This window comes from Massilia sp. LjRoot122 (assembly GCF_964252725.1).
In the GTDB taxonomy this organism is placed as follows: Bacteria; Pseudomonadota; Gammaproteobacteria; order Burkholderiales; family Burkholderiaceae_D; genus Telluria.
Window position 1 is genome coordinate 3277496 of record NZ_CAXUPB020000001.1, and the last position, 25700, is coordinate 3303195.

General features: G+C 66.0%; 19 protein-coding genes and 3 tRNA genes. 16 read left to right on the forward strand and 6 right to left on the reverse strand.

Annotation, left to right across the window (positions count from 1 at the left end):
* Positions 1-42: 42 nt before the first annotated feature.
* On the reverse strand, positions 43-1524 hold the full coding sequence (locus ACSQ25_RS14280) for a diguanylate cyclase (protein ID WP_436106342.1): 1482 nt from the start codon (positions 1522-1524) through the stop codon (positions 43-45).
* A gap of 164 nt (positions 1525-1688) precedes the next feature.
* Here ACSQ25_RS14280 and ACSQ25_RS14285 point away from each other — a divergent pair, with 164 nt between their 5' ends.
* From ACSQ25_RS14285 to ACSQ25_RS14305, 5 genes are all read left to right on the forward strand, one after another.
* Positions 1689-2654: an SDR family oxidoreductase gene (locus ACSQ25_RS14285; RefSeq protein WP_436106343.1), complete on the forward strand. Its 966-nt coding sequence runs from the start codon at positions 1689-1691 to the stop codon at positions 2652-2654.
* Between the two features lie 24 nt (positions 2655-2678).
* Positions 2679-3752 (forward strand): Ku protein, encoded by a 1074-nt coding sequence (locus ACSQ25_RS14290; RefSeq protein ID WP_436106344.1) that lies wholly within the window; start codon positions 2679-2681, stop codon positions 3750-3752.
* A gap of 3 nt (positions 3753-3755) precedes the next feature.
* Positions 3756-4010 carry a hypothetical protein gene (locus ACSQ25_RS14295; protein ID WP_436106345.1) on the forward strand — a complete coding sequence of 85 codons (255 nt, stop codon included), beginning with the start codon at positions 3756-3758 and terminating at the stop codon, positions 4008-4010.
* A complete protein-coding gene (locus ACSQ25_RS14300) occupies positions 4007-5470 on the forward strand; it encodes an App1 family protein (protein WP_436106346.1) in 1464 nt (487 codons plus the stop codon). Before ACSQ25_RS14295 ends, ACSQ25_RS14300 begins: the two co-directional genes overlap by 4 nt.
* Before the next feature lie 95 nt (positions 5471-5565).
* Positions 5566-7029, forward strand: a complete 1464-nt coding sequence (locus tag ACSQ25_RS14305; RefSeq protein WP_436106347.1) for a catalase — start codon at positions 5566-5568, stop codon at positions 7027-7029.
* Positions 7030-7142: 113 nt separating this feature from the next.
* Here ACSQ25_RS14305 and ligD read toward each other — a convergent pair whose 3' ends face one another.
* Positions 7143-9776 (reverse strand): DNA ligase D, encoded by a 2634-nt coding sequence (ligD, locus tag ACSQ25_RS14310; RefSeq protein ID WP_436106348.1) that lies wholly within the window; start codon positions 9774-9776, stop codon positions 7143-7145.
* Positions 9777-9964: 188 nt separating this feature from the next.
* Here ligD and ACSQ25_RS14315 point away from each other — a divergent pair, with 188 nt between their 5' ends.
* Both ACSQ25_RS14315 and ACSQ25_RS14320 read left to right on the forward strand, forming a co-directional pair.
* Positions 9965-10285 carry a hypothetical protein gene (locus tag ACSQ25_RS14315; RefSeq protein ID WP_436106349.1) on the forward strand — a complete coding sequence of 107 codons (321 nt, stop codon included), beginning with the start codon at positions 9965-9967 and terminating at the stop codon, positions 10283-10285.
* A gap of 96 nt (positions 10286-10381) precedes the next feature.
* Positions 10382-11329: a D-2-hydroxyacid dehydrogenase gene (locus tag ACSQ25_RS14320; RefSeq protein WP_436106350.1), complete on the forward strand. Its 948-nt coding sequence runs from the start codon at positions 10382-10384 to the stop codon at positions 11327-11329.
* Here the strand turns inward: ACSQ25_RS14320 and ACSQ25_RS14325 are convergent.
* On the reverse strand, positions 11326-15264 hold the full coding sequence (locus ACSQ25_RS14325) for a two-component regulator propeller domain-containing protein (protein ID WP_436106351.1): 3939 nt from the start codon (positions 15262-15264) through the stop codon (positions 11326-11328). The two genes, ACSQ25_RS14320 and ACSQ25_RS14325, sit on opposite strands and share 4 nt — an antisense overlap.
* Positions 15265-15371: 107 nt before the next feature.
* On the opposite strand from ACSQ25_RS14325, the gene ACSQ25_RS14330 reads away from it, so the two are divergent.
* From ACSQ25_RS14330 to ACSQ25_RS14360, 7 genes are all read left to right on the forward strand, one after another.
* Positions 15372-15448, forward strand: a tRNA-Arg gene (locus ACSQ25_RS14330).
* 247 nt (positions 15449-15695) lie between these two features.
* Positions 15696-15772, forward strand: a tRNA-Arg gene (locus ACSQ25_RS14335).
* 295 nt (positions 15773-16067) lie between these two features.
* Positions 16068-16144: transfer RNA gene (locus tag ACSQ25_RS14340), tRNA-Arg, on the forward strand.
* Positions 16145-16644: 500 nt separating this feature from the next.
* Entirely contained in the window at positions 16645-17190 is a 546-nt protein-coding gene (locus ACSQ25_RS14345; RefSeq protein WP_436106352.1) for an FxDxF family PEP-CTERM protein, read from the forward strand.
* Positions 17191-17427: 237 nt separating this feature from the next.
* Positions 17428-17919 (forward strand): Hcp family type VI secretion system effector, encoded by a 492-nt coding sequence (locus ACSQ25_RS14350; RefSeq protein ID WP_436106353.1) that lies wholly within the window; start codon positions 17428-17430, stop codon positions 17917-17919.
* Positions 17919-18296, forward strand: a complete 378-nt coding sequence (locus ACSQ25_RS14355) for a Rap1a/Tai family immunity protein (protein ID WP_436106354.1) — start codon at positions 17919-17921, stop codon at positions 18294-18296. The genes ACSQ25_RS14350 and ACSQ25_RS14355 overlap by 1 nt, the downstream gene beginning before the upstream one ends.
* Complete coding sequence (locus tag ACSQ25_RS14360) at positions 18293-18568, forward strand: hypothetical protein (RefSeq protein ID WP_436106355.1); 276 nt, start codon at positions 18293-18295, stop codon at positions 18566-18568. The genes ACSQ25_RS14355 and ACSQ25_RS14360 overlap by 4 nt, the downstream gene beginning before the upstream one ends.
* A gap of 126 nt (positions 18569-18694) precedes the next feature.
* Here ACSQ25_RS14360 and ACSQ25_RS14365 read toward each other — a convergent pair whose 3' ends face one another.
* From ACSQ25_RS14365 to ACSQ25_RS14375, 3 genes are read right to left on the reverse strand one after another with little or no spacing between them, the layout of a single operon-like run.
* Entirely contained in the window at positions 18695-20587 is a 1893-nt protein-coding gene (locus tag ACSQ25_RS14365) for a hybrid sensor histidine kinase/response regulator (protein ID WP_436106356.1), read from the reverse strand.
* A complete protein-coding gene (locus ACSQ25_RS14370) occupies positions 20587-21168 on the reverse strand; it encodes a YfiR family protein (protein ID WP_436106357.1) in 582 nt (193 codons plus the stop codon). The genes ACSQ25_RS14365 and ACSQ25_RS14370 overlap by 1 nt, the downstream gene beginning before the upstream one ends.
* Positions 21169-21207: 39 nt before the next feature.
* Positions 21208-23088, reverse strand: a complete 1881-nt coding sequence (locus ACSQ25_RS14375; protein WP_436106358.1) for a TonB-dependent receptor plug domain-containing protein — start codon at positions 23086-23088, stop codon at positions 21208-21210.
* A gap of 387 nt (positions 23089-23475) precedes the next feature.
* Between ACSQ25_RS14375 and ACSQ25_RS14380 the strand changes: the two genes are divergently transcribed.
* Together ACSQ25_RS14380 and ACSQ25_RS14385 are read left to right on the forward strand one after the other, a co-directional pair.
* A complete protein-coding gene (locus ACSQ25_RS14380; RefSeq protein WP_436106327.1) occupies positions 23476-24678 on the forward strand; it encodes an ISL3 family transposase in 1203 nt (400 codons plus the stop codon).
* Between the two features lie 103 nt (positions 24679-24781).
* The gene (locus ACSQ25_RS14385) at positions 24782-25636 is read left to right on the forward strand and encodes a response regulator (protein ID WP_436106359.1); all 855 of its coding nucleotides are present in this window, start codon (positions 24782-24784) and stop codon (positions 25634-25636) included.
* Positions 25637-25700 lie beyond the last annotated feature (64 nt).

The following is a 25700-nucleotide window of genomic DNA, read 5'->3' on the forward strand; positions in this document are numbered from 1 at the left end:
AGGGTATTGCCTGCCAGAAAAGCCGCTAGCCTATCATGCCACCTACTGCATGGCGAGCTCGACGCAGTTGCGCCCCGCCCGCTTGGCGCGCGCCAGCGCCGCGTTGACCCGCACCATCAACGAATCGCCGTTCTCGGTCTCGCCCAGCTGGGCCACGCCGAGGCTGACCGTCACGTGGTCGCAGCCCGGAATCTCGGTCTGCTCGATGGCCGCGCGCAGTTTCTCGGCCATCTTGAGGCCATCGATGGCGCTGGTATGCGGCGCGATTACCTGGAATTCCTCGCCGCCCGAACGCACCAGCACGTCGCTCGAGCGCAGCAGTGCGCGCGCCGTGTCGGTGACCGCGCGCAGCGCCATGTCGCCGACCGGATGCCCGTAGGCGTCGTTGACGTTGCGGAAGCGGTCGATGTCGAAGGCGATCAGGGCCAGCGGCAGGCGGTAGCGGCGTGCGCGCCGGATCTCCTGCTCCAGCAGGAATTCGCCATGGCGGCGGTTGGCCACGCCCGTGAGCGCGTCGAGGGTCGCCAGCTGGGTGACGCGGCCGAGCAGTTCTTCGCTTTCGCGCATCAGTTCCGCCATGCGCAGGCCGAAGGCGGCCAGCTGCGCCAGGTCGTCGAAGACGCCCAGCTGGGCGCGCGAGAACGCACGCCCATGCTCGAACAGCAGGCATAGCGATCCACGCGGGGCGCCCGGACCGGCAGCCGGAATCGGCAGCCCGAGCACCATCTGCACGCCATGCGCGCCCAGCGCCTGCGCCAGCTCCGCTTCGCCGGCCTTGGCGACGTCGTCGAGCAGCACGGTCTCGCCGCCGGCCGCCGCCAGCAAGCCGGGAAAGGCGTGGCGCAGCGGCGACTGCAGCAGGCGCTCGCCGCGCCCCAGCAGCGCCCCCAGGTCGAGGCCGGCCTTGCCGTGCTGCGCTTCCAGGCGCAGATCGGTCCCGTCGTGCAGCTGGAACATCGCGGCATGGGTCACGCCGGGCCAGCCCAGCAGGGCCACGCACAGGCGCTCGCCGAAGCGGATGCTGTCGTCGGCCTCGGCCAGCGCCTGCTGCGCTTCGCTGCGCACCGCCAGCAGCGCCGCCAGTTCGGTTTCCACCGGACCGGCCGCGGGCGGCGGCGCGAAGCCTTCGCGCAGGCGCGCGGCCACGGCGGCGCTCAGGTGTTCCGGGACCAGCGGCGTGATCACATAGGACAGGGGACCGTAGGCCATCAGCGCCGGCAGCCAGCGCGCATTGGTGAAGGGGCACAGGACCAGGGTCGGGGCGCCGGCGCGCTGCGCGATCAGCTGGCCCAGCGCCGGCAGGTCGATGCCGATCTCGAAGCGCTCGAGGTCGAGCACCAGCACGCGGGCCGGCTGCTGCGCCAGCAGCGTGGCGGCCTGCTCGGCGCCGTCGGCCACGCGCAGCCCGTCGAACAGGCCGGCGCAGGCGCGCTGGAAGTCGCTGCGGCGCTGCGCGGCCGGGTTGACGAACAGGCCGGACAGAGCGCCTTGTGTGCTTGCCTGTGGAGGCATCCCTTCCTTCATTTTTATTTCCTGACAAGCAGTTTGTTAAAAATCAATGACAAGTTTGCCAGATAGCCACGCGAGCGGATAGTGAAGAATTGTCTTGGAGTGTGTGGAAGCGCACCGTCGCTTGCCGGTGCCGCATCGATACTCTCCCGGTCGATTGAACGTTCATGGAGTTAGCAATGGCACATCAGGATGACGTAGCGAACAAGCAGAAGGCGATCCAGAGCCGCCAGGACCAGAAGGACGCCAGCATGCAGAAGGCGGAAAGCAGCGAGGCGGTGCAGACCGGGATCCCGCAGCCGGCGCCGCCGATGCCTGAGCAGCACCTGGCCAAGCCCGGCATCGAAGCCGAGATGGCGCTGAAGCCGAAGTTCATGGCCGAGCAGTACAAGGGCAGCGGCAAGCTGGAAGGCATGGCCGCCATCGTCACCGGCGCCGACTCGGGCATCGGGCGCGCGGTCGCGGTACTGTTCGCGCGCGAAGGCGCCGACGTCGCGGTGATGTACCTGAACGAACACGAAGACGCCGAGGAAACCAAGCGCTGCATCGAGGCCGAAGGCCGCCGCTGCGTCACCATCGCCGGCGACGTCAAGGATGCCGCCTTCTGCAAGGACGCGGTCGACAAGGTGGTCGCCGAATTCGGCCGCCTCGACGTGCTGGTCAACAACGCCGCCTTCCAGGAGCATGCCGGTTCCCTGCTCGACATCACGGAGGAACGCCTCGACGAGACCTTCCGCACCAATATCTACGGCTATTTCCACATGGCGCGCGCCGCCCTGCCCCACCTCAAGCAGGGTTCGTCGATCATCAACACCGGCTCGGTGACCGGCCTGAAAGGCTCGGGCAAGCTGCTCGACTATTCGGCCACCAAGGGCGCGATCCACGCCTTCACGATGTCGCTGGCGGCCAGCGTGATCGAGCAGGGCATCCGGGTCAACTGCGTCGCCCCTGGCCCGGTCTGGACCCCGCTGAATCCGGCCGACCAGTCGCCCGAGAAGATCAAGGAATTCGGCGCCAGCACCACCTTCAAGCGCGCCGCCCAGCCGGAAGAGCTGTCGCCGGCCTATGTGTTCCTGGCCTCGCCGGTATGCTCGGGCTACATCACCGGGGTGGTCCTGCCGATCACCGGGGTCGTGGGCGAGTAAGAATAACCAGACAAGGAGACTGCCATGCCGCGCAGCATGTGGAAGGGTGCGATCAGCTTCGGGCTGGTGCACATCCCCGTCGATATGTATCCGGCGGTCGACAACAAGGGGCTCGACCTGACCATGCTCGACCGCCGCGACTTCTCGCCGGTCGGCTTCAAGCGCTACAACAAGGGCAACGGCAAGGAAGTCTCCTGGGACGACATCGTCAAGGGCTACGAGTACACCAGCGGCGAATACGTGGTGCTCTCGGACGAGGACCTGCGGCGCGCCAATCCCGAGGCCACCCAGACCATCGACATCCTGGCCTTCGTCGACGCCGAAGACGTTTCGCTGCTCTACTTCGAGCAGCCCTATTACCTCGCGCCCGGCAAGGGCGGCGACAAGGTGTACGCGCTGCTGCGCGAAACCCTGCGCAAGGCCGGCAAGATCGGCATCGCGCGCGTCGTCATCCGGGTCAAGCAGCACCTCGCGGCCCTGGTGTGCGTGGGCGATACCATCGTCATGAACACCCTGCGCTACGCCGACGAGATCCGCGACGCGGGCGACCTCAAGATCCCGACGGCCAGCGACAAGAAGGCGGCCATCACCGACAAGGAACTCAAGATGGCGATGGCCCTGGTGCAGGGCATGGCCGAAGACTGGGAGCCCGAGCAGTACCACGACACCTACCGCGAGGACGTGCTGGCCCTGATCGAGAAGAAGGTCAAGGCGCACCAGACCAAGACCATCACCATGCCCGAGCCGAGTGAACCGAAGCGCGAGACCGGCAAGGTCATCGACCTGGTCTCGCTGCTGCAGGCCAGCCTGGGCAAGAAGCCCGGGAAGGCGGCCGCCGCCGAGGATGATGACGACGACGAACCGCCGCCGCCGAAGAAGCGCCGGCCCGCCGCCGAAGAGGAAGACGAAGAGGAAGCGTCGCCTCCGCGCGCGCGCAAGGCCGCCGCGCACGGCACCGACCGCGTGGCCGCCAGCGGCGCCGCCCCCAAGCGCAAGACCGCCGCGAAAGCAGCGGCCAAGCCGGCTGCCAAAAAAGCCGCCGCCAAGTCCACCGGCGCAGCATCGACGGCCCCCGCGCGCCGCAGGAAGGCGGCCTGACGGATGGATGAATTCATCGACTTCCTCCAGTGGCCGGCGATGCTGGTCACCCTGCTCGCCGCCTACCTGATCGGATCGCAACGCGCCGGACGCCGCGTCTTCGGCTTCTGCACCTTCATCGTCAGTAACATCCTGTGGATCGTGTGGGGCATCCACGACGAGGCCTGGGCGCTGATCGCGCTGCAGGCGGCGCTGATGGTCACCAACATCCGCGGCATCTTCAAGAACGAACCGGTGGCGAAAGAGGAATCCGCATGAGCAGCATGCCCTTCCTCGTCCTGACAAGGGCGGGTTTCGACGACATCGCCCGCCGGGTCGACCTCGGCCGGGCCAGTCTTTTCCTCAATCCGGGACTGCTGTCGGAAGACGACATCGCGCGCCTGCGCGAGAGCGGCACCGCGGTGCACGTGATGGCGACCCCGGTCAATCCGGCCAAGCCGCAGGAGGTGCAGCAGGCCCTGCTCCTCACCCGCAACGACATGGCGAGCGTCTGGGTCGAGCATGGCGCGCCGCGCTCGGCCACCTCGACCGACAAGGTGGAGCGTGCCGACGCACCGGTGGTGTCGACCACGCCGCTGCGCCGGCGCCTGGCGCGCACCGCCGGCGCCCTCGCCAGCGGCGTGCTGCGCCGCCTGCGCTCGCCCGAACAGGGGCGCGCCCTGATGGCCGTGCCCTACCTCGGCTTCGGCAACGCCACCCGCATCTGGCTCAAGGGCCGGCTGCTGGACGAATACGGCTTTCGCGAGCAAAGCGTCGCCGACAGCGGCTGGGCCAACCTGGTCGCCTTCTACCAGCGCCTCGAGTCGGACGAGGTGGCCGATGCGCGGGTGCTGGCGCACTTCGGCGGCGCCACCCATGAGGCGCGTACCGACCGCGGCGGCTATTTTTCCTTCGATATCCAGGCCGCGACGCCGCTGGCGGGCGGGCGCCATACCATCGAGCTGGAATTCCCGGACAATATCCAGCCCGACGGCCAGCCCCTGCGCACGGTGGCCGAGGTGCTGGTGCCGGCCGCGACGGCGCGCTTCGGCATCATCAGCGACATCGACGACACCGTGCTGTGGACCAACGTCACCAACAAGCTGAACATGGCCCTGATGCTGGCGCGCACCAACCACCACACGCGCAAGCCGTTCAAGGGCGTCGCCGCCTTCTACCGCGCCCTGCGCGACGGCGCCGGCGGGGCCGAGGACAATCCCCTGTTCTACGTCTCGAGCAGCCCCTGGCACCTGTATGGACCGCTGGTGGAATTCCTGAAACTGCAGGACATCCCCCTCGGCCCGCTGCTGCTGCGCGAACTGAGCGTGCGCCAGGTCCTCAAGATCAACGAGCACGGCAACCACAAGCTGGAGCAGATCGAGCGCATCCTGGACTTCTATCCCGGCATGCAGTTCGTCCTGATCGGCGACAGCGGCGAACAGGATCCGGAGATCTATACCGAGGTCGTGCGGCGCCGTCCGGGCGCGGTGCGCATGATCTACATCCGCAGCGTCAACCCCGACCCTTCGCGCATCGATGCGCTCGACCGGCTCATCGACGAAGTCAGCAGCACCGGCATCCAGCTGGTGCTCTCGCCGGACAGCGTGTTCGCGGCCTCGCATGCCGCAGCCGAGAAGCTGATCGCGGTGGACCGGCTGCCCGGGGTCCGCTCCGACAAGCGCGAGGACGAGGAAGCGGCACCCGCCAGGACGGGCGTCGCGGCTTCCGGCGACGCCTAAGGAAAAAACTATTGAACCGATCTAATTAATTAAATTTATTAATTTACCGTTGAGCCATAGAATTTCCTTATTGATTAATCACAAGGAGATTCCCGATGAGCCAACCCCGCCTGACCACCGCTTCCGGCATCCCGGTCGCCGACGACCAGAATTCGCTCAGCGCCGGCCCGCGCGGCCCGCTGCTGCTGCAGGACTTCCACCTGATCGAGAAGCTGCAGCACTTCAACCGCGAGCGCATTCCCGAGCGCGTCGTCCACGCCAAGGGCTCGGGCGCCTACGGCAGCTTCACCGTCACCCACGACCTGCGCCCCTTTACCAAGGCGAAATTGTTCTCGGAGATAGGCAAGACGACCCCGGTGTTCCTGCGCTTTTCGACCGTGGGCGGCGAAAAAGGCAGCGCCGACACCGAACGCGACCCGCGCGGTTTCGCTCTGCGCTTCTATACCGAGGAAGGCAACTGGGACCTGGTCGGCAACAATACCCCGGTGTTCTTCCTCAAGGATCCGATCAAGTTCCCCGACTTCATCCACACCCAGAAGCGCGATCCGCAGACCAACCTGAAGTCGGCCAACATGATGTTCGACTTCTTGAGCAAGGCGCCGGAAAGCCTGCACCAGGTAACGATCCTGTTCTCGGATCGCGGCACCCCGGACGGCTACCGCCATATGGACGGCTTCGGCAGCCACACCTACAGCCTGATCAACGACGCCGGCGAACGCGTCTACGTGAAGTGGCACTTCAAGACCCGCCAGGGGATCAAGAACCTCAGCACGGCCGAAGCCACCCGCATCGCCGGCCTTGACGCCGATTACGCCCAGCGCGACCTGTTCGAGTCCATCGCCAGGGCCGACTTCCCCCAGTGGGACGTCAAGATGCAGGTGGCAACGGCCGCCCAGCTGGCCGATTGGGAACAGCGCACCGGCTGGAATCCCTTCGATCTCACCAAGGTCTGGCCGCATGGCGACTTCCCGATGCTGCCGGTCGGCGTACTGGAACTGAACCGCAATCCGGACAACTACCACGCCGAGGTCGAGCAGGCCGCGTTCTCGCCCGCCAACGTGGTGCCGGGCATGGGCTATTCGCCCGACAAGATGCTGCAGGGCCGCCTGTTCGCCTACCACGACGCCCAACTGTACCGGGTCGGCACCAACCACCAGCACCTGCCGGTCAACGCCCCGCGCTGCCCCTTCCACAACCAGCAGCGCGACGGCGCGATGGCGATCGCCAATGGCGGCGCTGCGCGCAACTACGCGACCATCGACAGCGAAGGCCGTGGCGCGCTGGGCATGGGGCACGGCGAGCCGGAGCTGCCGATCACGGGCGACGCCGGCCGCTACGATTTCCGCGGCATGGAGGACGATTACACCCAGGCCGGCAATCTGTTCCGCCTGATGGGTAGGCAAGAGCGCCAGAACCTGTGCGACAACCTGGCGGGGCCGCTGAGCGGCGTGGATGAGGAGATCCTGCAGCGCCAGCTGCGCCAGTTCGACAAGGCCGACCCGGCCTACGGGCGTGGTGTCCGGACCTCGCTGGCCGCCCTGGGACGCACGACCGATTAAGAGCGCCTAACAAAACCCCGAGGGCAAGGCGCATCGTCGAAGACAGTACGCTAGTACGGCGAGACGATGCAACGCAGCCATCGGGGGAATTGTTAGGCGCTCTAAGCCACCGCTCACTCGTCGAAGCCGAGCACCTTCATTGCCCTGGTCAAGCCCTTGGCCGCCTTTGCATAGCCGGCCCAGGGCTCGTTGCCCTTGTCCAGGCGCGTGTGCACGTTCGCGACGGTCCACTGGGCACTCGACTTGAGCTTCATGAGCTCGTCCCATTCCAGCGGCACCGAAATGCCCAGCCCCGGCCTGGCGCGCGCCGCCCAGGCGCAGATGGTGGTCGCGCCGCGCCCGTTGCGCAGATAGTCGATGAAGATCTTGCCGACCCGGTTCTTCGGCCCGCTCTTGAAGGCAAAGCGGTCCGGCAGGGTCGCCGCCAGGTGGCGCACGATGGCCTGCGAAAAGGCCTTCACGGTGTCCCAGCCGTATTCGGGCTTGACCGGCACCACCACGTGCAGGCCCTTGCCGCCGCTGGTCTTGAGGAAGGACGGCAAGCCCAGCTCGTCGAGGAAGGCGTGCATGATCTGCGCCGCTTCCTGCATCTGCTGCCACTCCACGCCCTCGCCCGGGTCGAGGTCGAACACCATGCGGTCGGGGGTTTCGTAGCTTTTGGCAAAGGCGTTCTGGGTGTGCAGCTCGATCGCGTTCCACTGCGCCACCGACAGGATGCCCTCGACGCCCACGATCTCCAGCATCGGCGGGTTGTCCGGATCGAGCGCCGCATCCATCTGCTTCACGCCCGGCAGCTTCCTGACGTCGGCATGCTTCTGGAACACCAGCTCGGCGCCGATCCCTGCCGGCGCGCGCACCAGGGTCAGCGGACGGCGCTTGAGGTGCTCCATCATCAGCTCGCCCACCAGCGCGTAGTAGCGGATGATGTCGAGCTTGGTGATGCCGGTGGACGGGTCGACCACCCGTTCCGGGTTGGTCACGCGCAGGGTTTCCGGCAGCTTGCCGTGCAGGCCGGCGGGCGGCGGGCTCACCGGTTCGTCGGCCAGGGCGGGCTTGTCGATGTCCTCGATATGGCGCGGCTCTTCGCGCGTGATGCCCTTGGCCGGCTTGTCCTGGCGCAGGCCCTGGAACACCGGATGACGCACCGAGCCGGTGCTGGTCCATTCCGAGAAGCTGACTTCGGCCACCAGCACCGGCTTGACCCAATGGTGCTGGCGTCCCGGCACCGCACGCGGCGGGAAGGGGCTCTGGTCGGTGCGCAGCGCCTCCAGGCGCTCGCTGATGTCCATCAGGGAAGCGTGGTTGAAACCCGAGCCCACGTTGCCGGCGTAGCGCAGCACGCCCTCGCGGTCGTAGGTGCCGAGCAGCAGCGAGCCGACGCCCTTGCGCGAGCCCTTCGGATCGGTGAAGCCGCCGATCACGAATTCCTGGCGCAGGCCGCACTTGAGCTTGATCCACTCGGGCGAGCGGCGCGACACGTAGCGCGAATCGCGCCGCTTGCCGATCACGCCTTCCAGCCCGACCTTGCAGGCGGCCACCACCAGTTCGTCGGGATTGTTCCCGAACTCGGCCGAGAAGCGCACCTTGTCGGACTTGGCTTTCTTGAGGATCTGTTCCAGTGCCGCGCGGCGCTCGACCAGGGGCACGTCGCGCAGGTCGTAGCCGTTGCAGTAGGGGGCGTCGAACACGAAGTACACGATGTCGGCCGTGCGCACGCCGTCGAAGGCCAGCTGCAGCAGGCCGAAGTTCGGCTTGCCCTTGTCGTCGTGCACGACGATCTCGCCGTCATACCAGCCGTCCGGCAGCTTCATGCGCTCCAGCTCCTTGCGCAGCGGCTGCAGCTTGTCGGTCCAGTCGTTGGCATTGCGCGTGATCAGGCGCACTTCGCCTTTCTCGACCCGCGCCAGCATGCGGTAGCCGTCGAACTTCATCTCGAACACCCAGTTTTCCGGATCGTGCGGCGGCGCGTCGACGAGGGTCGCCAGTTCGGGCGAAAACGCCTCGGGCAGCGCCGCTTCGACCACGCCCTCCGGCAGGCCGGGCGCCGCGCTCTTCCTGCTGCGCGTGGATTTAGCTGCGGGCTTGGCAGCCGTCCTGGCCGCCCGCTTGCGCGCGGGTTTGACCCCGTCTTCAGACTGCGCTTCGGCTTGCGCCTCGGCCTTCAGCGCCGCCACCTTGCCGCGCGCCGGTTTCGGCATCGGCAGTTGCTTGACGCTGTCGGGCATCTCGTCCACCACCGAGAACTCGGCCGCCGGGCGGGCGTACTCGTCGTTTTCCTTGATCAGCAGCCAGGGTTCCTGCTTGTCCTCGCCACGTCCTTTCATGCGCACCAGCACCCAGCGCCCGTGCATCTTGTGGCCATGGATCTCAAACTTCAGGTTGCCCTTGCGGTAGCCCTCGTGCGGATCGCCGACCGGCTCCCAGGTGCCCTTGTCCCAGATGATGACCTTGCCCGCTCCATATTGTTTGGGGGGAATGGTGCCTTCGAAGTCGGAATACGAGATCGGATGGTCCTCGACGTGCACGGCCATGCGCTTGTCGTGGGTATCGTAGCTCGGCCCCTTGGGCACGGCCCAGCTTTTCATCGTCCCGTCGAGTTCCAGGCGGAAATCGTAGTGCAGGCGGCTGGCCCAGTGCTTCTGGATGACGAAGGTCAGCGCCTCCGTCGCGGGCAAGCCGCCTTCCGCTGGCTCGGACGTGATATCGAAATTGCGCTTGGCCTTGTACAGTTTGAGCGCGTCTGGCATGTGGCACCTCCCGGCTAACGGCGTAGGAACAGTGTAGGTTCACGCTGGCCGGCGCGACTGTACGCCAGTTAACCCTGCCCCCCAAGTGTAAGCGGATGTAAATGCGGTCAACCTGTGGTTTCCGCTCTCGTTGAATGCCTGCCAACACGGGAATCTTCCCGGTTGCCAACCTGAATGAGGAAGCCACTATGCGCAAGATCGTTGCTACCCTGATCGCCGGCCTGTTCGCCACCTCGGCGTTCGCACAGGCGACCGTCGCCGAGGCCGACGCCAAGGCCGCCAAGGAAGTTGCCCAGGCTGAAGCCAAGCACGACAAGCAGGTCGCGAAGGCGGATGCGAAAGCAGACAAGGCCGCTGCCGATGCACGCAAGGACGTCGCCAAGAGCAAGGCCAAAGCCGACAAGAAGAAAGCCGAAGCCAAGGCCGACAAGGCTGAAGCGAAGGCGGAAAAAGCAGCAGACCATGCCGAAACCAAGAGCGAGCAGATGACGACTGCCGCCACCAGATAGACGCCGCCCAGGCCCCCATATACCAAAGGACAGGTTCGCCTGTCCTTTGTCATTTCCGGCGTCTACAATAAGGCTTTTCCCAGCCGCGAGTACGCCATGCACCGTATCGTCTTCCTCGACCGCGACAGCCTGCAGGCCCGGGTGCGCGCCCCCGCCTTCGACCACGCATGGCAGGACCACGCCGCAAGCAGTGAGGATGAGGTCGTCGCGCGTCTGGCCGGGGCCAGCGTGGCCGTCACCAACAAGGTCCCGCTGCGCGCCGCGGCCATCGCGCGCCTGCCGGACCTGAAGATGGTCGCGGTGGCCGCCACCGGGACCGACAACGTTGACCTCGCCGCCTGCCGGGCGCGCGGCATCGTGGTCTCGAACATCCGCGATTATTCCTTGGTATCGGTGCCCGAGCACTGCTTCGCCCTGCTGCTGGCGCTGCGCCGCCAGCTGCGCGCCTACGTGGCCGACGTCGAAGCCGGACGCTGGGAACGCTCGAGCCGCTTCTGCCTGCTGGACCACCCGATCGGCGACCTGGCCGGCAGCCGCCTCGGCATCGTCGGCTACGGCGCGCTGGGACGCAAGGTGGCCCAGCTGGGGCGCGCCTTCGGCATGGAGATCGCCGCCAGCTCGCGCTCGCCGGTCGACGATCCCGGCGTGCTGCAGCTGCCGCTCGACGAGCTGCTCGCCAGCGCCGACGTGGTCAGCCTGCACCTGCCGCTCACCGAAGCGACGCGCCACCTGATCGGCGCCCGCGAACTGGGGCTGATGAAACCGACTGCCCTCCTGATCAACACGGCGCGCGGCGGCCTGGTCGACGAAGCGGCACTGGCCGCGGCCCTGCTGTCGAACCGCATCGGCGGCGCCGGTTTCGACGTCCTGAGCAAGGAACCGCCGCTTCCCGACAATCCGCTGCTGCAGCTGCGCCTGCCGAACTTCATCCTGACGCCGCACGTGGCCTGGGCCAGCGGCGGCGCGATGCAGACCCTGGCCGACATGCTGGTCGATAACATCGAAGCCTGGGCCGCGGGGCGGCCGCAGAACGTGGTCGCTTAAGTCCCCCCGAGCGTCTCCGCCGCCTGCGCCGCTCCCTGCGGCGCCTGCGGATCCGGCGCGCGCAGCGGCAGTTCGAGGATGAAGGCGGCGCCCTGCCCCGGGCTGCTCTCGACCCGCACCGTCCCGCCGAGCAGGGTGGTGACGATGTTCCAGCTGATGTTCAGGCCCAGGCCGGTGCCGCCCTGCCCCATGCGGGTGGTGAAGAAGGGATCGAAGATGCGCGCCTGGTCTTGCGCGGGGATGCCGCGCCCGTCGTCGCGGAATACGATGCGCACGCTGCCCCCGTCCCCCAGGCCGGCTTCCAGCACCATGGTCCCGGACCGCCCGTCGAAGGCATGCAGCAGCGCGTTGTTGACGAAGTTGATGATCACCTGTCCCAGCGGCCCCGGGAAGCTGTCCATCACGATCCCCGGTGGCACCGCGAGGTCGAGCCGGTGCCCGGCCAGGCGCACGGTGTTCATCAGGGTGGCCGCGATTTCCTGGCAGGCCTGGGCCAGGTCGAAGCGGCGCCGCTGGGCGCTGGCCTGGTCCACCGAGACCTGGCGGAAGCTGTTCACCAGTTCCGCCGCATTGTGCAGGCTGCGCATGATCAGGCTGGAGGCCTCGCGCGAGGCCTCCACATACTCTGCCAGGTCGGAGCGGCGCAGGCTCGCGCCGTCGAAGCGGGTCGCGATGTCGCTGGTCTTTTCCTGCAGCGTGCTGGCCATCAGGAGGCTGTTGCCGATCGGGGTATTCAGCTCGTGGGCGACCCCCGCCACCAGCGAGCCGAGCGAGGCCAGCTTTTCCCGGGCCGCCAGCTGCGCCTGGGTATCCTTGAGCTGGCGGTAGGCGCTGGCATTGTCGATCGCGACGCCGACATAGGCCGCCAGGGTTTCCAGCATGTCGAGGTGGACCTGCCCAAAGGCCTGCGGTGCCGGGCTTTGCACGATCAGCGCGCCCAGCACCCGCTCGCCGACCATCACCGGCACCAGCAGCAGCGAGCGCGGCGCCATGCCGGCGCGCCAGGCGCAGGGCAAGGCCAGTTCCAGTTCGCGCCCGGGAGGCAGCGCCGGCAGGTAGTCCGGCAAGGCCGGCCCGATATCGCCGGCCAGCACTTCGCGCCCGCGCACGATGGCCCAGGCGGCGAGGTTCCGCTCCGGATCATCCGCCAGCTCGAAGGCCTCGCGCCGTTCGCCATCGACCACCACATACGCATAGGACAGCGTGCCGCGTTCCGCCTGGCGCAGCACCACCGCGAACAGGCGCGCGTCCATCAGCGCATGGACGTGTTCATACAAGGTACGCATGATCGCTTCCTGCTCGAGGTTGGCGGTCAGCGCGCGCCCGATGTCGGACAGCAGCGCGATGTTGCGGTGCGCCTGCTCCACGACCTCCTTCTGTTCCTCGACTTCCTGCTTGCGGCGCTCGGCCGATTCCTTCTGGCGCCGCAGTTCGTCGGTGCGCGTGCCGACCTCGCTTTCGAGCAGGAGCTTTTGCGCCACCAGCGCGCGGATGCGCAGGCGGTAGCCGGCCGTGACCAGCGCCGCGACCGTCAGCGCGGCCAGGCTGCGGAACCACCAGGTCTTCCAGTACGGCGGCGTGATCGTGATGCGCAGGGTGGCCGGCTTCTCGCTCCAGACACCGTCCTTGTTACTGGCGCGCACCCGGAACACGTAGGGTCCCGGATCGAGGTTGGTATAGGTCGCATAACGGCGGCGGGCGTCGGTGTCGACCCATTCGTGGTCGAAGCCCTCCAGCTGGTAGGCGTAGCGGTTGCCGTCCGGGTCGGCGTAATGCAGCGCGGCGAATTCCAGCGAGAACACCGAATCGCGGTGCGACAGCGTCAATTCCTTTTGCCCGTGGAAGTTGGGCGCGGCGCGCGAGCGGTTCAGCACCAGCAGGTCGGTCAGCACGACTGCGGGCGCATACGGGTTGTCGCGGATCGCATCCGGCTCGAAGGCGGTCAGGCCGTTGATGCCGCCGAAATACATCTGTCCACCGGCTCCGCGCAGTCCCGCGCCGACGAAGTAGGAGCCGTCCACCAGGCCGTCCTTCGCCGTGTAGTTCTTGACGCTGCCGCTGGCCGGGTCGACGCGCGTGATCCCGACCGTCGTGCTGGCCCAGACGTAGCCGTGGTCATCTTCGAGCACGGCGCCGATCGGCACGGCTTCCTGGCCGCCGGCGAAGGGATAGAAGCGGAAGCGCACGCCGTCCTTGCCCTGCTCCATGCGGTGCAGGCCGCCCGCGGTGCCCACCCACAGCTCGCCGCGCGCCGACTCCATCAGGTAATAGATGCGGCTGTGACGCAGTCCGTGCGGGTTGGCCCGATTGTCCGGATCGTGGCGGTAGCGCGAAAACCGGCCGGTGGCCGGATCGTAGCGCTCCAGGCCGGTCTCGGTGCCGATCCAGACGATGCCCTGACGATCTTCCAGCACCGCGAAACCGTAGTTTTCGCCCAGACTGTCCGGGTCGTCCGGATCGTGCCGCCAACTGCGCACCATGCGGGCGCCCGGCGCCAGTGCGGCCAGCCCGCCGCGCGTAGCGATCCACAGCATGCCGCTGCGCCCTGCATGGAGCGACTGCACGTAATTGGCGGCCGGGTCGGCGCCCAGCGCTACCCGGCCGAAGCGTCCGCCAGCGTCGCGCCATGCGAGGCCGGTCGGCGTGCCGATCCAGGTGCGGCCGTGTGCCAGTGCCAGCGCGGAGACGACGTCGCCCAGGACGGCGCCCCCGCCGGCGCGCACGATGCGTCCGCCGGGCCGGTCCATGTGCATCAGGCCATCGCCGCTGGTGCCGATCCACAGCCCGCCGCCGGCGCCGTCCGCGATCGCGCGCACCTTGGCGCGTCCCAGTCCCTGGGCGCCGCCGTAGCGGGTAAAGCCGCCGCTGGCCAGGTCGGTGCGGTTGACGCCGCCGTAGTGGGTGCCTGCCCAGAGGGTGCCGGTGCGGTCGACCAGGATCGCGCCGACGTGGTTGTCGGACAGCGTATGCGGGTCGGCCGGGTCGTTGCGGTAGCCCAGGAAGCGCCCGCTGGCCGGGTCAAGCCACTTGAGACCGTCCACGTCGGTGCCTGCCCAGAGGGTGTTGCCGGCGTCGTGATACAGGGAATTGACGCGCACATCGCCCGGCACCGTGGCGAGGTCGATCCGGCGCCGCCCTGCCTGCGCCGGCCGCCCGCGGTCCAGGCGCCAGGCATGCAGGCCGAGCTCGGTGCCGATCCAGAGCGTGTCGCGCGGTCCCATCGACAGGGCGAGAACCGTATTGCGCTGTGGATCGCCGGCATCGATGTCGTAGTGCTCGAAACGGCCGGCGCCGGGGGCCAGGCGGTCGAGACCGGCCGCGGTGCCGATCCACAGATTGCCTTGGCCGTCGAGCGCCAGCGCGCTGATGCGGTTGTCGCGCAGCGTGCCCGCGTCGTCCGGATCGTGGCGGTAGCTGCGGAAGCGCCCGCCGGCAGGATCGAAGTGCAGCAGGCCGTCGCCGCTTGCCAGCCACAGCCCGCCGCCGGGCGCGCGGACGATCGCCGGCACGCTGCGGTTGCCATTGCCGCGTGCCGCATCGTGCGGCGGCGCATGGCGCACGAACTTTCCGCTGACGTGGTCGAAGCGGGTCAGCCCGCCCTTGGTGCCGAACCACAGGCGGCCCTGCTCGTCCTCATAGGAGGCCATGACATAGTTGTCGGGGATGCTGTCGGGATTGTTCGGGTCGTTGCGGAAGACCGTGACGCGGTAACCGTCGAAGCGGTTCAGGCCGGCCTGGGTGCCGAACCACATGAAGCCGCGCCGGTCCTGCAGGATGGTGAGCACCGACTGCTGCGACAGGCCCTGCTCGATCGACATGCGTTCGAATCGCAGGCTGCGCGGCGCGGCCGAGGCGCAGCCCGCCCAGATCCATGACAATAACAACAGCAAGAGCGCGGCCAGGGCGAGGCGCGCTCCCGGCTTCAAGGCAAACATAGGCATCCTAGATCGATCAACCCGGTTAATCTACCAGAGCTGGTTTGCCTACGGAAAAAAATGACACTTCCGGAAATAAAAACGCGCTGCTATAATGCGTGCATCGGGCGGCTGTAGCTCAGCTGGATAGAGTACTTGGCTACGAACCAAGGGGTCGTGGGTTCGATTCCTGCCAGCCGCACCAGAATTTGAGGGACCAGATGGAAACATCTGGTCCCTTTTTTCGTCGCGCTGTCACCTTTGCCTGGGGATGAGTTCGATTGCTGCTAGTCGTTGGCGTGGCCATGCCGATAGTAGTGCTCGCATGCGCAGCGGTGACAGGGCCTTGTCAGTACGGGTGAGACGGCGATCGCGTCGTTTCGAGCAAGTTTTGCTCGGATGCCAATGAGGCTTTGCCAATGCGCGAACCCCTGCTATAATGCGTGCATCGGGCGGCTGTAGCTCAGCTGGATAGAGTACTTGGCTACGAACCAAGGGGTCGTGGGTTCGATTCCTGCCAGCCGCACCAGAATTTGAGGGACCAGATGGAAACATCTGGTCCCTTTTTTCATTGCGCGACCGCTCCTCCGCTTCAGCACCGGGCCGAGCATCAGCGGCCAACCCGGCTGCTTAAGGACTTCCTAAGATGGCTCTGGGAAGATGCATCTCACGGCAGCACAATTCGGTCCCTCCTTCCCGCAGGCGCCTGATCGACAAGGCGTCCTCCTCGCAACGGGGCGGAGCGGATCGGATCCGAATGGTCCTGGGTCAACGAATCGGGGGGTTTGCCAAACCATTCAGTGCTGCTATAATGCGTGCCTCGGGCGGCTGTAGCTCAGCTGGATAGAGTACTTGGCTACGAACCAAGGGGTCGTGGGTTCGATTCCTGCCAGCCGCACCAAGCTTTTTTAAAATGGCTCAGAAGCAATTCTGGGCCATTTTTCTTTTCCGCCCTACCCTCCTCGTTTTTCCCACTTCGGTAGGCGTATTCGCTGCGCCGCCTTGCCGGCGCGTCGCCAGCGCACAGCTTCCGCTGCTGGGGTAACTCAGCAACAGCAAGCAAAACACACTAACTTCTACGCTTCCTTCATTAAACCGGGCTGAAACGGCGGGAGGCCGGCGCCGGAAAGGCCCTTCTCTTTTCGTAGGACTGTGCTGACACATTTTCAGCAACCCAATAATTTTTTTCTACTCATCAACCTCTATTGGACGAGTTCTCCTATAGAGAAGCCCAGATCAGTAAATCTTCGTGGAAATTTGTTGATTGATGGAATGCAAACCACACGTTGACCGTTCAATCACACTTTCGCGTGCTTTTTTTTATCCTTTTGATAGCATGAAGTTCCCCGATACTTGAAACCCAGGCTGCAGGACGCGGCTGATTCTAAAGCGAGGAAAGAAATGAAAAAATCTCTGATTGCTGCAATTGTGTTTGCTTCCGCTTCGTTTGGTTCGTCGGCTGTAATGGCCCAGGAAGTCGTCGGCAACTCCCCACAGGAGCTCGAGCTGATCGACAACAGCGCCTTCTTCGGCGACACCTTCGAAGCTGATAACGAAGGGAACACCTTCGCTGACCGTTTCACCTTCACTGTCGACGGTGATGTCGGTATGAATCTCGATGCGATCATCTCGTCGATCAGCCGTAGCGCCGACGTGGGCCTGGACATCACTGGCCTGGCCCTGTATGGCGAAGACGACACCCTGATCACCAATGGCACCATGCTGCAAAGCGGCGCCATCGATGTCTGGAGCATCACCTCCAGCAACCTGGCCGCCGGTGACTATTACCTGCGGGTCAGCGGTAACCTGGTGTCGGATGCCGGCGCCTCGTTCGGCGGTGCCGTGATGCTGGCTCCGGTTCCGGAACCTGAAACCTACGGCATGATGCTGGGCGGCCTCGGCGTCCTGGGCTTCCTGGCACGCCGCCGCAAGGCCAAGCAGGCCTGATAGCAGCCCGGCGTAGCACATGACGGAAGCGCGCAAGCGCTTCCGTTTTTTTTCGCCCGTCGAATCCGTGTGGGGGCGCTACCCCGCCATCCATGACTGGCCAGGCTGGGTATGTTCCAGTACTTGAGATAGCGGGCAAGCGACCTCATTGATCTGTCGCCCCCCGATCGTTGACTACTGCCAAGTTACTGGTCGCCTATCCCATCATGATTCCACGATCACGACACGGGAGGAATCATGGCAGCAGACTATTACCTGCAGCTTGACGGTATAAAGGGCGAGTCGGCAGACTCACAGCACCTCGGCTGGATCGAGTGCACGTCGATCAACTGGAATATCCATCAACCGAAGAGCGCGACGGCATCGACTGGCGGCGGCCACACCGCTGAGCGAGCCGAGCTAAGCGAGATCAGCATTACCAAGCTGATCGACCTGGCGTCGCCTATGCTGGCTCAGCTCTGCGCATGCGGAAAGACGATCCCGAAAGCCAAGCTGGAAATGATGCGGGCAGACGGCAACGGAGATCCGATCAAGTACTTCGAGGTCGAACTGGAAAACGTTCTGATCGCGCATGTCGCACCAAGCTTTGCAGGTGGCGACGCTCCTAGCGAGAGTATGGGACTGAAGTTCTCTAGGGTGCGCTGGAAGTACGCGCAGCAAAAGATCAGCGGCGGCAGCGGCGGCAATACGGCCGGCGGCTGGGACTTGGCCACGAACAGGATTGCGTGATGCGGGCGCTCTTTTTCGCATCCTTGCTATCGGTGGCGCCGTCCTGGAGCCAGAATGTCAGCCAGGCCCCATGGATGACTGGTGAGCGCTTCCTCTCGCTAGTCGCCTTTCCACCCATCCAAGGCAAGAGCAGCCTGCAGGTGCACGTGGACGAGCAGAGGGCCAGGATGTATATCCACGGTGTGCACGACGCAACCGAGGGTAAGGGCTGGTGTTACGGGCAGCCATACAAGCCAAAGCCCGACGTCCTCGAGGATGCGGTGATCGACGGGATCAAGGGTCTCTCACCAGAGCAACTCAAGAGGAACGCCGCAGACCTGTTCGTCGAGATATGGCGGGTGAAATACCCTTGCCAGTCTGGGAAGGACAAATCATGAACCGCCCACCATACGCTGCCCTGCGGCGTCACTACCCGGACAAGCACAGCATCCCGGCTGAGGAACTGTACACCTGGATCGGCTATCCGGAGCTTATCGGCGTGCCGGCATGGGAAAACACCTGTGCCATCCGTGTAAGCCTGGCGCTCAACGGCGCCGGCATTGCCACGCCGTGTCCCCGCCTGATTGTCAAAGCAGGCAAATACATGCGGCGCCAGCTTCAGCCGAGCCAGCGGGACCTTTCCGCCTACCTCGCGCAGAAGCACGTGTGAGGGAGACTGCTACTGGATGTCCTCGAAGGTCTGGTTCTGGCCGCTGACCTAGGTGGACAGGCTTACCGACCTGGCCGGACTGTCCCGGCCAGGTATTCAGGGCAGCGCGCCAGCCGCTTGTCCGGCTCAGGTACGCATTTTCTTGATGAGGCTGCGGTTACCCAGGATTTCCTCGATCTGCTCGAAGCGCACCGGTTTGACCATGTGGTGGTCGAAGCCGGCTTCGAAGGCGAGCTGGCGGTCTTTCTCCTGGCCCCAGCCGGTGACGGCGATCAGCACCGTGATCGATCCGCAGGCCAGCTTGCGGATCCCGCGCGCCAGGTCATAGCCCGACATGTGCGGCAGGCCGATGTCGAGGAAGGCGTAGTCCGGACAGAAGCGTGCCGCCGCCGCCAGTGCGTCCGGGCCGTTATGGGTGATCACCACGCTGTGGCCCATGGCCGTGAGCAGCGCGCCGATGCTGTTGACGAAGTCGACGTTGTCGTCGGCCAGCAGGATCCGGTAGCTCTCGGTGCTGATGAAGGCAGCCGGCGTCGGCTTGGCGATCGGCTCGGGATCGACCACGATCGGCAGCCGCACCACGAACCGGCTGCCGAGGCCCAGACCTTCCGACTTCGCCTCGATGGTCCCGCCGTGCAGCTCCACCAGCTTGCGCGCCAGCGACAGCCCGACGCCCAGGCCGGCATTGCTGCGCTCGAGCGTCGAATCGACCTGCACGAACATCTCGAATACCGAGTCCAGCATGTCGGGCGCCAGGCCGATGCCGGTGTCGGCCACTTCCACCACCAGGGTGCGGTCTTCGACGCCGGCGCTCAGGGTGACGCGCCCGCCGCGGTTGGTGTATTTGGCCGCGTTGTTCAACAGGTTGGACAGCACCTGGGCCAGGCGCGTCGCGTCGCCGTGCAGGAACACCGGGCGGTCCGGCAAGTCGATCACCAGTTCGTGGCCATGCAGTTCTATATAGGAACGCACCACCTCGAGGGCATCGTTGACCACGGCCTTCAGCTCGACCCGGCCCATCTTGATGGTGAACTTGCCGGTATTGATGCGCGAGACGTCCAGCAGGTCGTCGACCAGGCGCACCATCTGGCGCAGCTGGCGTTCCATGATGTCGGTGGCGCGCTGGGTCGCCTGGGCGTCGCCGCTGCGGATGCGCAGGATGTCCAGGCCGGTACGGATCGGCGCCAGCGGATTACGCAATTCGTGCGCCAGGGTCGCGAGAAATTCGTCTTTCCTGCGGTCGGCCACGATCAGCGCCTGTTCGGCGCGTTCGCGCACCGTCATCTCGTGTTCGAGCGTGCGGTTGGCCGCCTGCAGGGCATCGGAACGGCGCCCGATCTCGGCCAGCATGTCGTTGAAGGCCTCGACCAGCACGCCGATCTCGCCCTTTTCCTTGCCCGGCACGCGCAGGGTGAAGTCGCGCCGCAGCATCACCTGGCGCGCCACGTCCGTCATCGCTTCCAGCGGGCGCGTGATCGAGGCCTGCAGGCGCGACGCCACCAGCGCGGCGATCACGAGCGCGCCCAGCATCACGCCGCCGAGGATGGCGCCGTAGCTGAGCACGCGGTCGAGCAGGCCGAAGCGCGAGCGCAGGTAGACGGTGCCGAGCGGCTCGCCATTTTCGACGATCGGGCGGAACACCACCAGTTCCCCCTGCTCGATGCGGTAGCCCGCCGCTTCCGGGCGCGCCGGGAACCGCGTCTCCGCCCCCGTCTTGGCGTACGTGGCGAAGCGTTGCCCGCTATTGGTATAAATGGCGCCGGACAGGATCTGGGGACGGACCCGCAGCACGCCGAGGCTGCGCGCGGCGGCGGCGGTGTCGTTGAACGAGACCGCCGGCGCCGCGACGTCGGCGACGATGTCGGCCTGGGTGGTGAGATCGTCCACCCAGACCTTCTGGAAGGTACGCACGTCGACCACGATCATGGCCACGGCGGCGGACAGCAGGGCGACGATCGTGGTCGCCACTGCCATCAGGATCATTTTGCTGCGGACCGAACCGGTATCGTGCATGCCCATCACGACCCTCCCTTCTGCACCCGGTTCGCCACGGTCAGCAGGCGCGAACTGAGCTTCACGTTCTTCTTTTCGGCGGCGTCCAGCGAAACGTCGAAGCGCACGCGCTCGTCGACGATGCGGAAATTGATGACGCTGCCATAACGCAGGCCGCCCTCGCATTCGGTGACGGTAAGGTAGGAGCCGGGCGCGGTGCGCAGCACGCGGCCGGCCCGTTCGCTGTCGGCGCCGGCCACGAACAGCAGATGCACCGGCGGCGGCGCCTCCTGCTCGCGTACCGCGCGCACCGCGATCGGACGCCCCGCGATCACGCGGCCGGCGACGATGCGCGCCAGCTCGGCCGCCATGTCCTCCGAACCGACCACGGCGATCGTCAGCGGACCGGCCGGATCGGCAAAGGACTGCGCCGGGAATTCGGCATAACCGAGGAATTTGTACAGGAAAGCCGCCTTGACCCGGCGTTCGAGCGCCTGGGTGCCGCCCCCGTCGGCGAACGCGGGCGGCGCCGTCCCCGCGGCCGCGGCCAGGAGCAGCGGCGCCGGGATTGCCGCTGCCAGCGCCCGGCAAGCCAGGCGGCGCCGCATTCGGTCAGGGAGGTGTGTCTTTAATTTTGTCATGGACCTTCAGAAACGCAGCGATGCGCTGGCGAACACGCTGCGTTCGGCCAGTTGGCGCACGCCCGCTCTCCCGAATTCGGGATGGCGGGCATGCAACAGGTTACGGCCCGTGAGGGCCAGTTCGACGCCGGGACGATACTGCCATGCGATCCGTGCGTCGAGTTCATGATAGCCCGGCACGGCCGGCTGCGGCAGCCGCGCGACGCGGCGCAGCAGCAGCTCGGCCGCCAGGCCGCGCTTGAGCTCGTGCGAGGAACGCAGCATCCAGTAACTGCGCGGGTCGTTCGTTGCCAGGCCCAGCAGTGACGAGGCATCGATGCGGTTCGGGGCGACGCCGGTGTCGACATCCTGCAACACGGCGCCCGCCGAGACGCGCCAGCCGCGCATGAGCTGCCAGCTGCCCCAGGCTTCCAGGCCGCGCGCCCGGCCATGGCCGAGGTTGCGGATCAGCGCCCCGCCGGGCTGCGGCTCGAGGGTGCGCAGGCGCTCGTAATTGCTGTAGAACAGGGTCGCCGCATACGACAGCGCCGTGGTGGGCTGGGCCCGGTAGCCCAGTTCCAGCACCCGGGCGGTTTCGGACTGCATGTCGGGCCCGCCCGCCACGAGGTAGCGCTGGCCGCCGGAACGCGGGTCGACCAGGCGCATGTCGCGGTCGATCCGTGCCGGCGCCCTCACCGTGCGCGAGATGGCCGCCCACAGCATGGCGTCCGGCGCATGGTCCCAGGCCAGGCGCAGGCTCGGCAGTACTTCGGTGCCGGTATAGTCATTGTGCTCCAGGCGCAGCCCGGCGGTCGCGCGCAGCACCGGCGTCACGGCGAACTCGTCCTGGACAAATAGATTGCTCCAGCGCATGCGGCGGCGGGTCGGCGCGAACTGCAGGATCGGGCCGTTCTCGAAGCGGTCGCGCGCATGGCGGTAGCCGCCGCCCCAGGTCAAGGCGTGGCGCGCACCCGGCCGCATGGCGACCTGGGCTTCGATATCGGCCGTGTCGAGCGAATGCTTGCCGACGCCGGGCTGCCTGCGCCGTTCCTGGTCGATCCAGGCCTGCAGCCGCAATTCGGCGTCGCCGGCCAGCCTTGTGTCGAAGCGGGCCACCAGGTTGGCGCCGGAAAAATCCGTGCGTGGTTCGCGCGACGCCCGCAGGGCGCCGGCGTGCAGGTCGCCGCTGACACTCAGGGCCTGGTCGGCGCCGTCCCAGTCGAGCCGGAATCCCGCCTGGCGCCGGCCGACGCCACCGCCCTCGCCCGCCGGGCCCTCCGCCGGCGCGGCGGCGGCCTCGTCGCGCTTGCCGTACACGCGCACATGACTGCCGTTGGCGAGGCGCTTGCCATGGCGTACGACGGCGCCCGCGTAGCGATGTCCTGCGTGTACCACCGCCAGGCCGCCCTGGGTGTCGGCGGCGCTCTTCGTGATGATATTAATGACGCCATTGACGGCATTGGTGCCCCAGATCGTGCCGCCCGGACCGCTGATCACCTCGATCCGGTCGACGTCGGCCAGCACCACGTCCTGGGCTTCCCAGAAGACGCCGGAGAACAGCGGCGAATACACGCTGCGGCCGTCGATCAGCACCAGCAGCTTGTTCGCCAGCGGCGAGGAAAAGCCGCGCGCGCTGATCGCATATTCCTGCGCACTGGTCAAGGCCACCTGCAGGTTGGGCGCCAGGCGCAGGGCTTCGGGGATGGTGGCCGCGCCGGAACGCGCGATGTCGGCGCCGCTGATGACGTAGACGGAAGCCGGCGCATTGCTGAGCCGGCCCTGCTGGCGCGATACCGAGGTGACGACGATATCGGCCAGTTGTTCGAGCGAATAGTCTTCCAGCGCCGGCTCGCCTTGCGCGGCCTGCCCGGCCGGCACGGCCGCCTGCCCGCCACTTGCGTGCAGCACGAACAATGCCGCACAGACGCAGGCAAGCTGGGAGGGTTTTAACATAGTTGCCATCGTAGAACATTTTCTGTCCTGCACCAAGAGCGCACGATAGAGGCTGCGCCGCCGTCGCGCGAAAGCCACGGCCCGGTTGACAAATGCTTATTAATAAAATTGATGGCAGTCATTTGAAATATAAATTGGACGAATTTGCGGCAATGCAGCATCATCCTTCCTGTCTCCTCTATTCTCCTCCAAGGAAATAGATTCAGCCCGCTTCCCTGAAGCGGGCTTTTTTTTGGTTCATCGCGGATTTCCGGGATGAACCTGTTGTAAACGCAAGAGAGCAGTAAAGAAGAGTTATTGTGTTTGTGCGACCAAACTCAACCAACTCAACTTACCGCTCTCATGCCGGATCATAATCTTAGCCTTCCGTTCTGGGAAGGCTTTACCGCCACCAAATTGGATGTTCAGGAAGATGCTGTCTGGATCACACTGTGTCGTGATCCTGCTGCGGCGATGGTCTGTAGCCGGTGCGGGATGCATTGCTACCAAGTCCATGATGTCGCTACGCGCATCATTCGAGAGTTGCCGATGCAAGGAAGGGCGGTGCGGCTGCGGGTGCCATTGCGCCGTCTGAAGTGCAGCATGTGCGGCACCAGAACCGAACGCGTGACCTGGCTTGACCGCCATGCGCGGGTGACGCGTGCGTTGGCCGATTTTGTCGGGGCGTGGTGTGAGAAGCTTCCGGTGGCCCATGTGTGCAAGCTCGCTAGCCTGCATTGGGGGACGGTGCGGCAGATCGAGCGCGCGCGCCTGGAGCGGCAACTTGCTTACTTGCCCCCGGCGCAGCCGATCCGCCTCGTGATGGACGAATTTGCGCTGTTCAAAGGCCACCGCTATGCCACAGTTGTGCTTGATGCCGACACCCGACGTGTGTTGTGGGTCGGCGAAGGCCGCAGCCGCGAGGCCATCCGTCCGTTCTTTGAATGGCTAGGCCCTGAACGCTGCGCCAACATCGAAGCTGTCGCGATGGATATGAATACCGCGTTTGATTTGGAAGTGCAGCAGCAATGTCCGAAGGCACGCGTGGTCTACGACCTGTTTCACGTCATCGCCAAGTACGGCCGTGAGGTGATCGACCGGGTGCGAGTCGACGAAGCCAATCGCCTGCGAGACGACCGACCCCAGCGCAAAGTCGTGAAGCGCTCGCGCTGGCTTCTGCTGCGTAATCGGGAAAACGTCCCGCCGAGCCAGCAGGCGAATCTGGACGAACTGCTGGCCGCCAACCAAGCCTTGATGACGGTGTATGTGATGAAAACGGCACTCAAGGAACTCTGGCAGACATCCGGCGGATGGCAGTGGCTTCTCGCCTGGCGCAACTGGCTGAAGATGGCACGCGACAGCGGGATCGAGCCGCTAAGGAAGTTTGCCGCCAAGCTCAAACCTTACTGGCGAGGCATCGCAGCGCGGTTGCGCTGGCCGATGCACACCGGACAGCTCGAAGGCATCAACAACCGTATCAAGGTGATGAAGCGAATGGCCTACGGATACCGGGATAGCGAATTCTTCTTCCTGAAGATCAAAGCCGCGTTTCCCGGAAATCCGTGAAGAACCTTTTTTTTGGCTGTTCGCACGCACGAATGGAGGCGGCGGTTCGGCAGCATTTGGTGTAGGATGGCCGCCATGTTTTCGTTCCTACAACAGTTCGCCTATGCCTGATCACGATCCGCGCAGCGCCCACCATCCGCGCAGCTCCGTCTCCTACGACTGGTCCGGCAGCAGCCTGGGCGAGCCGGCCGGCTGGCCGGCCCCCTTGCGCGTCGCCGCCGACCTGCTGCTCAATTCGCCCCTGCCGGGACTGCTCGTGTGGGGACGCGAAACGATCCTGGTCTTCAACGAGGCCTATGCCGCATTGGCCGGACTCGGTTGCGGCCGTGTGCCGGGCGGTTCGGTGCCCTCGGTGCTGCCGCCGCCGCTCTCGAGCGCCGGCAGCGCGCTGCAACAGGCCTGGGCCGGGCAACCGGGCCTGGTGGCCGGGGCCGCGCTCGGTTTCCGCCATGCGGACGGCCTGCGCGAGCACCGCTGCGACCTCCACCTCACCCCGCTGCCCGACGGCGGCGGCGGTGTCGGCGGCGTGCATTTCCTGCTGGCCCCGCCCGCGCCCCAGCCGGTCCAGGCCGAACCGGAACCGGACAACGCCTCCTTGCGCATCCTGGTGGTCGAAGACAACCTCGACTCCCAATACCTGGTGTGCGAGATGCTCAAGGCCTTCGGCCACGAAGCCGACGGCGTGGCCCATCCGGACGACGCTCTCAAGCTTCTGGGAGAACGGCGCTACCAGGTGCTGTTCTCCGACGTCAGCCTGCCCGGCATGTCCGGCGTGGACCTGGCGCGCCGCGCGCTCACGGACAATCCGGCACTGAAAGTGATCTTCGCGTCAGGCTATGGCGACTCGCTGCTGCGGCACCTCGAGTTTCCCTACCTGTCGCTGCAGAAGCCCTACGAGCTGGACCAGCTCCAGGATGCATTGGCGAAAGTGGCGCGCCAGCCGGCGCAGGCCAGGTGAGCCCGGTGCCCTGTGCCGGCGGGCTTCGGCTGGGCTACAATGGACGACATTGGTCATGCTGGAC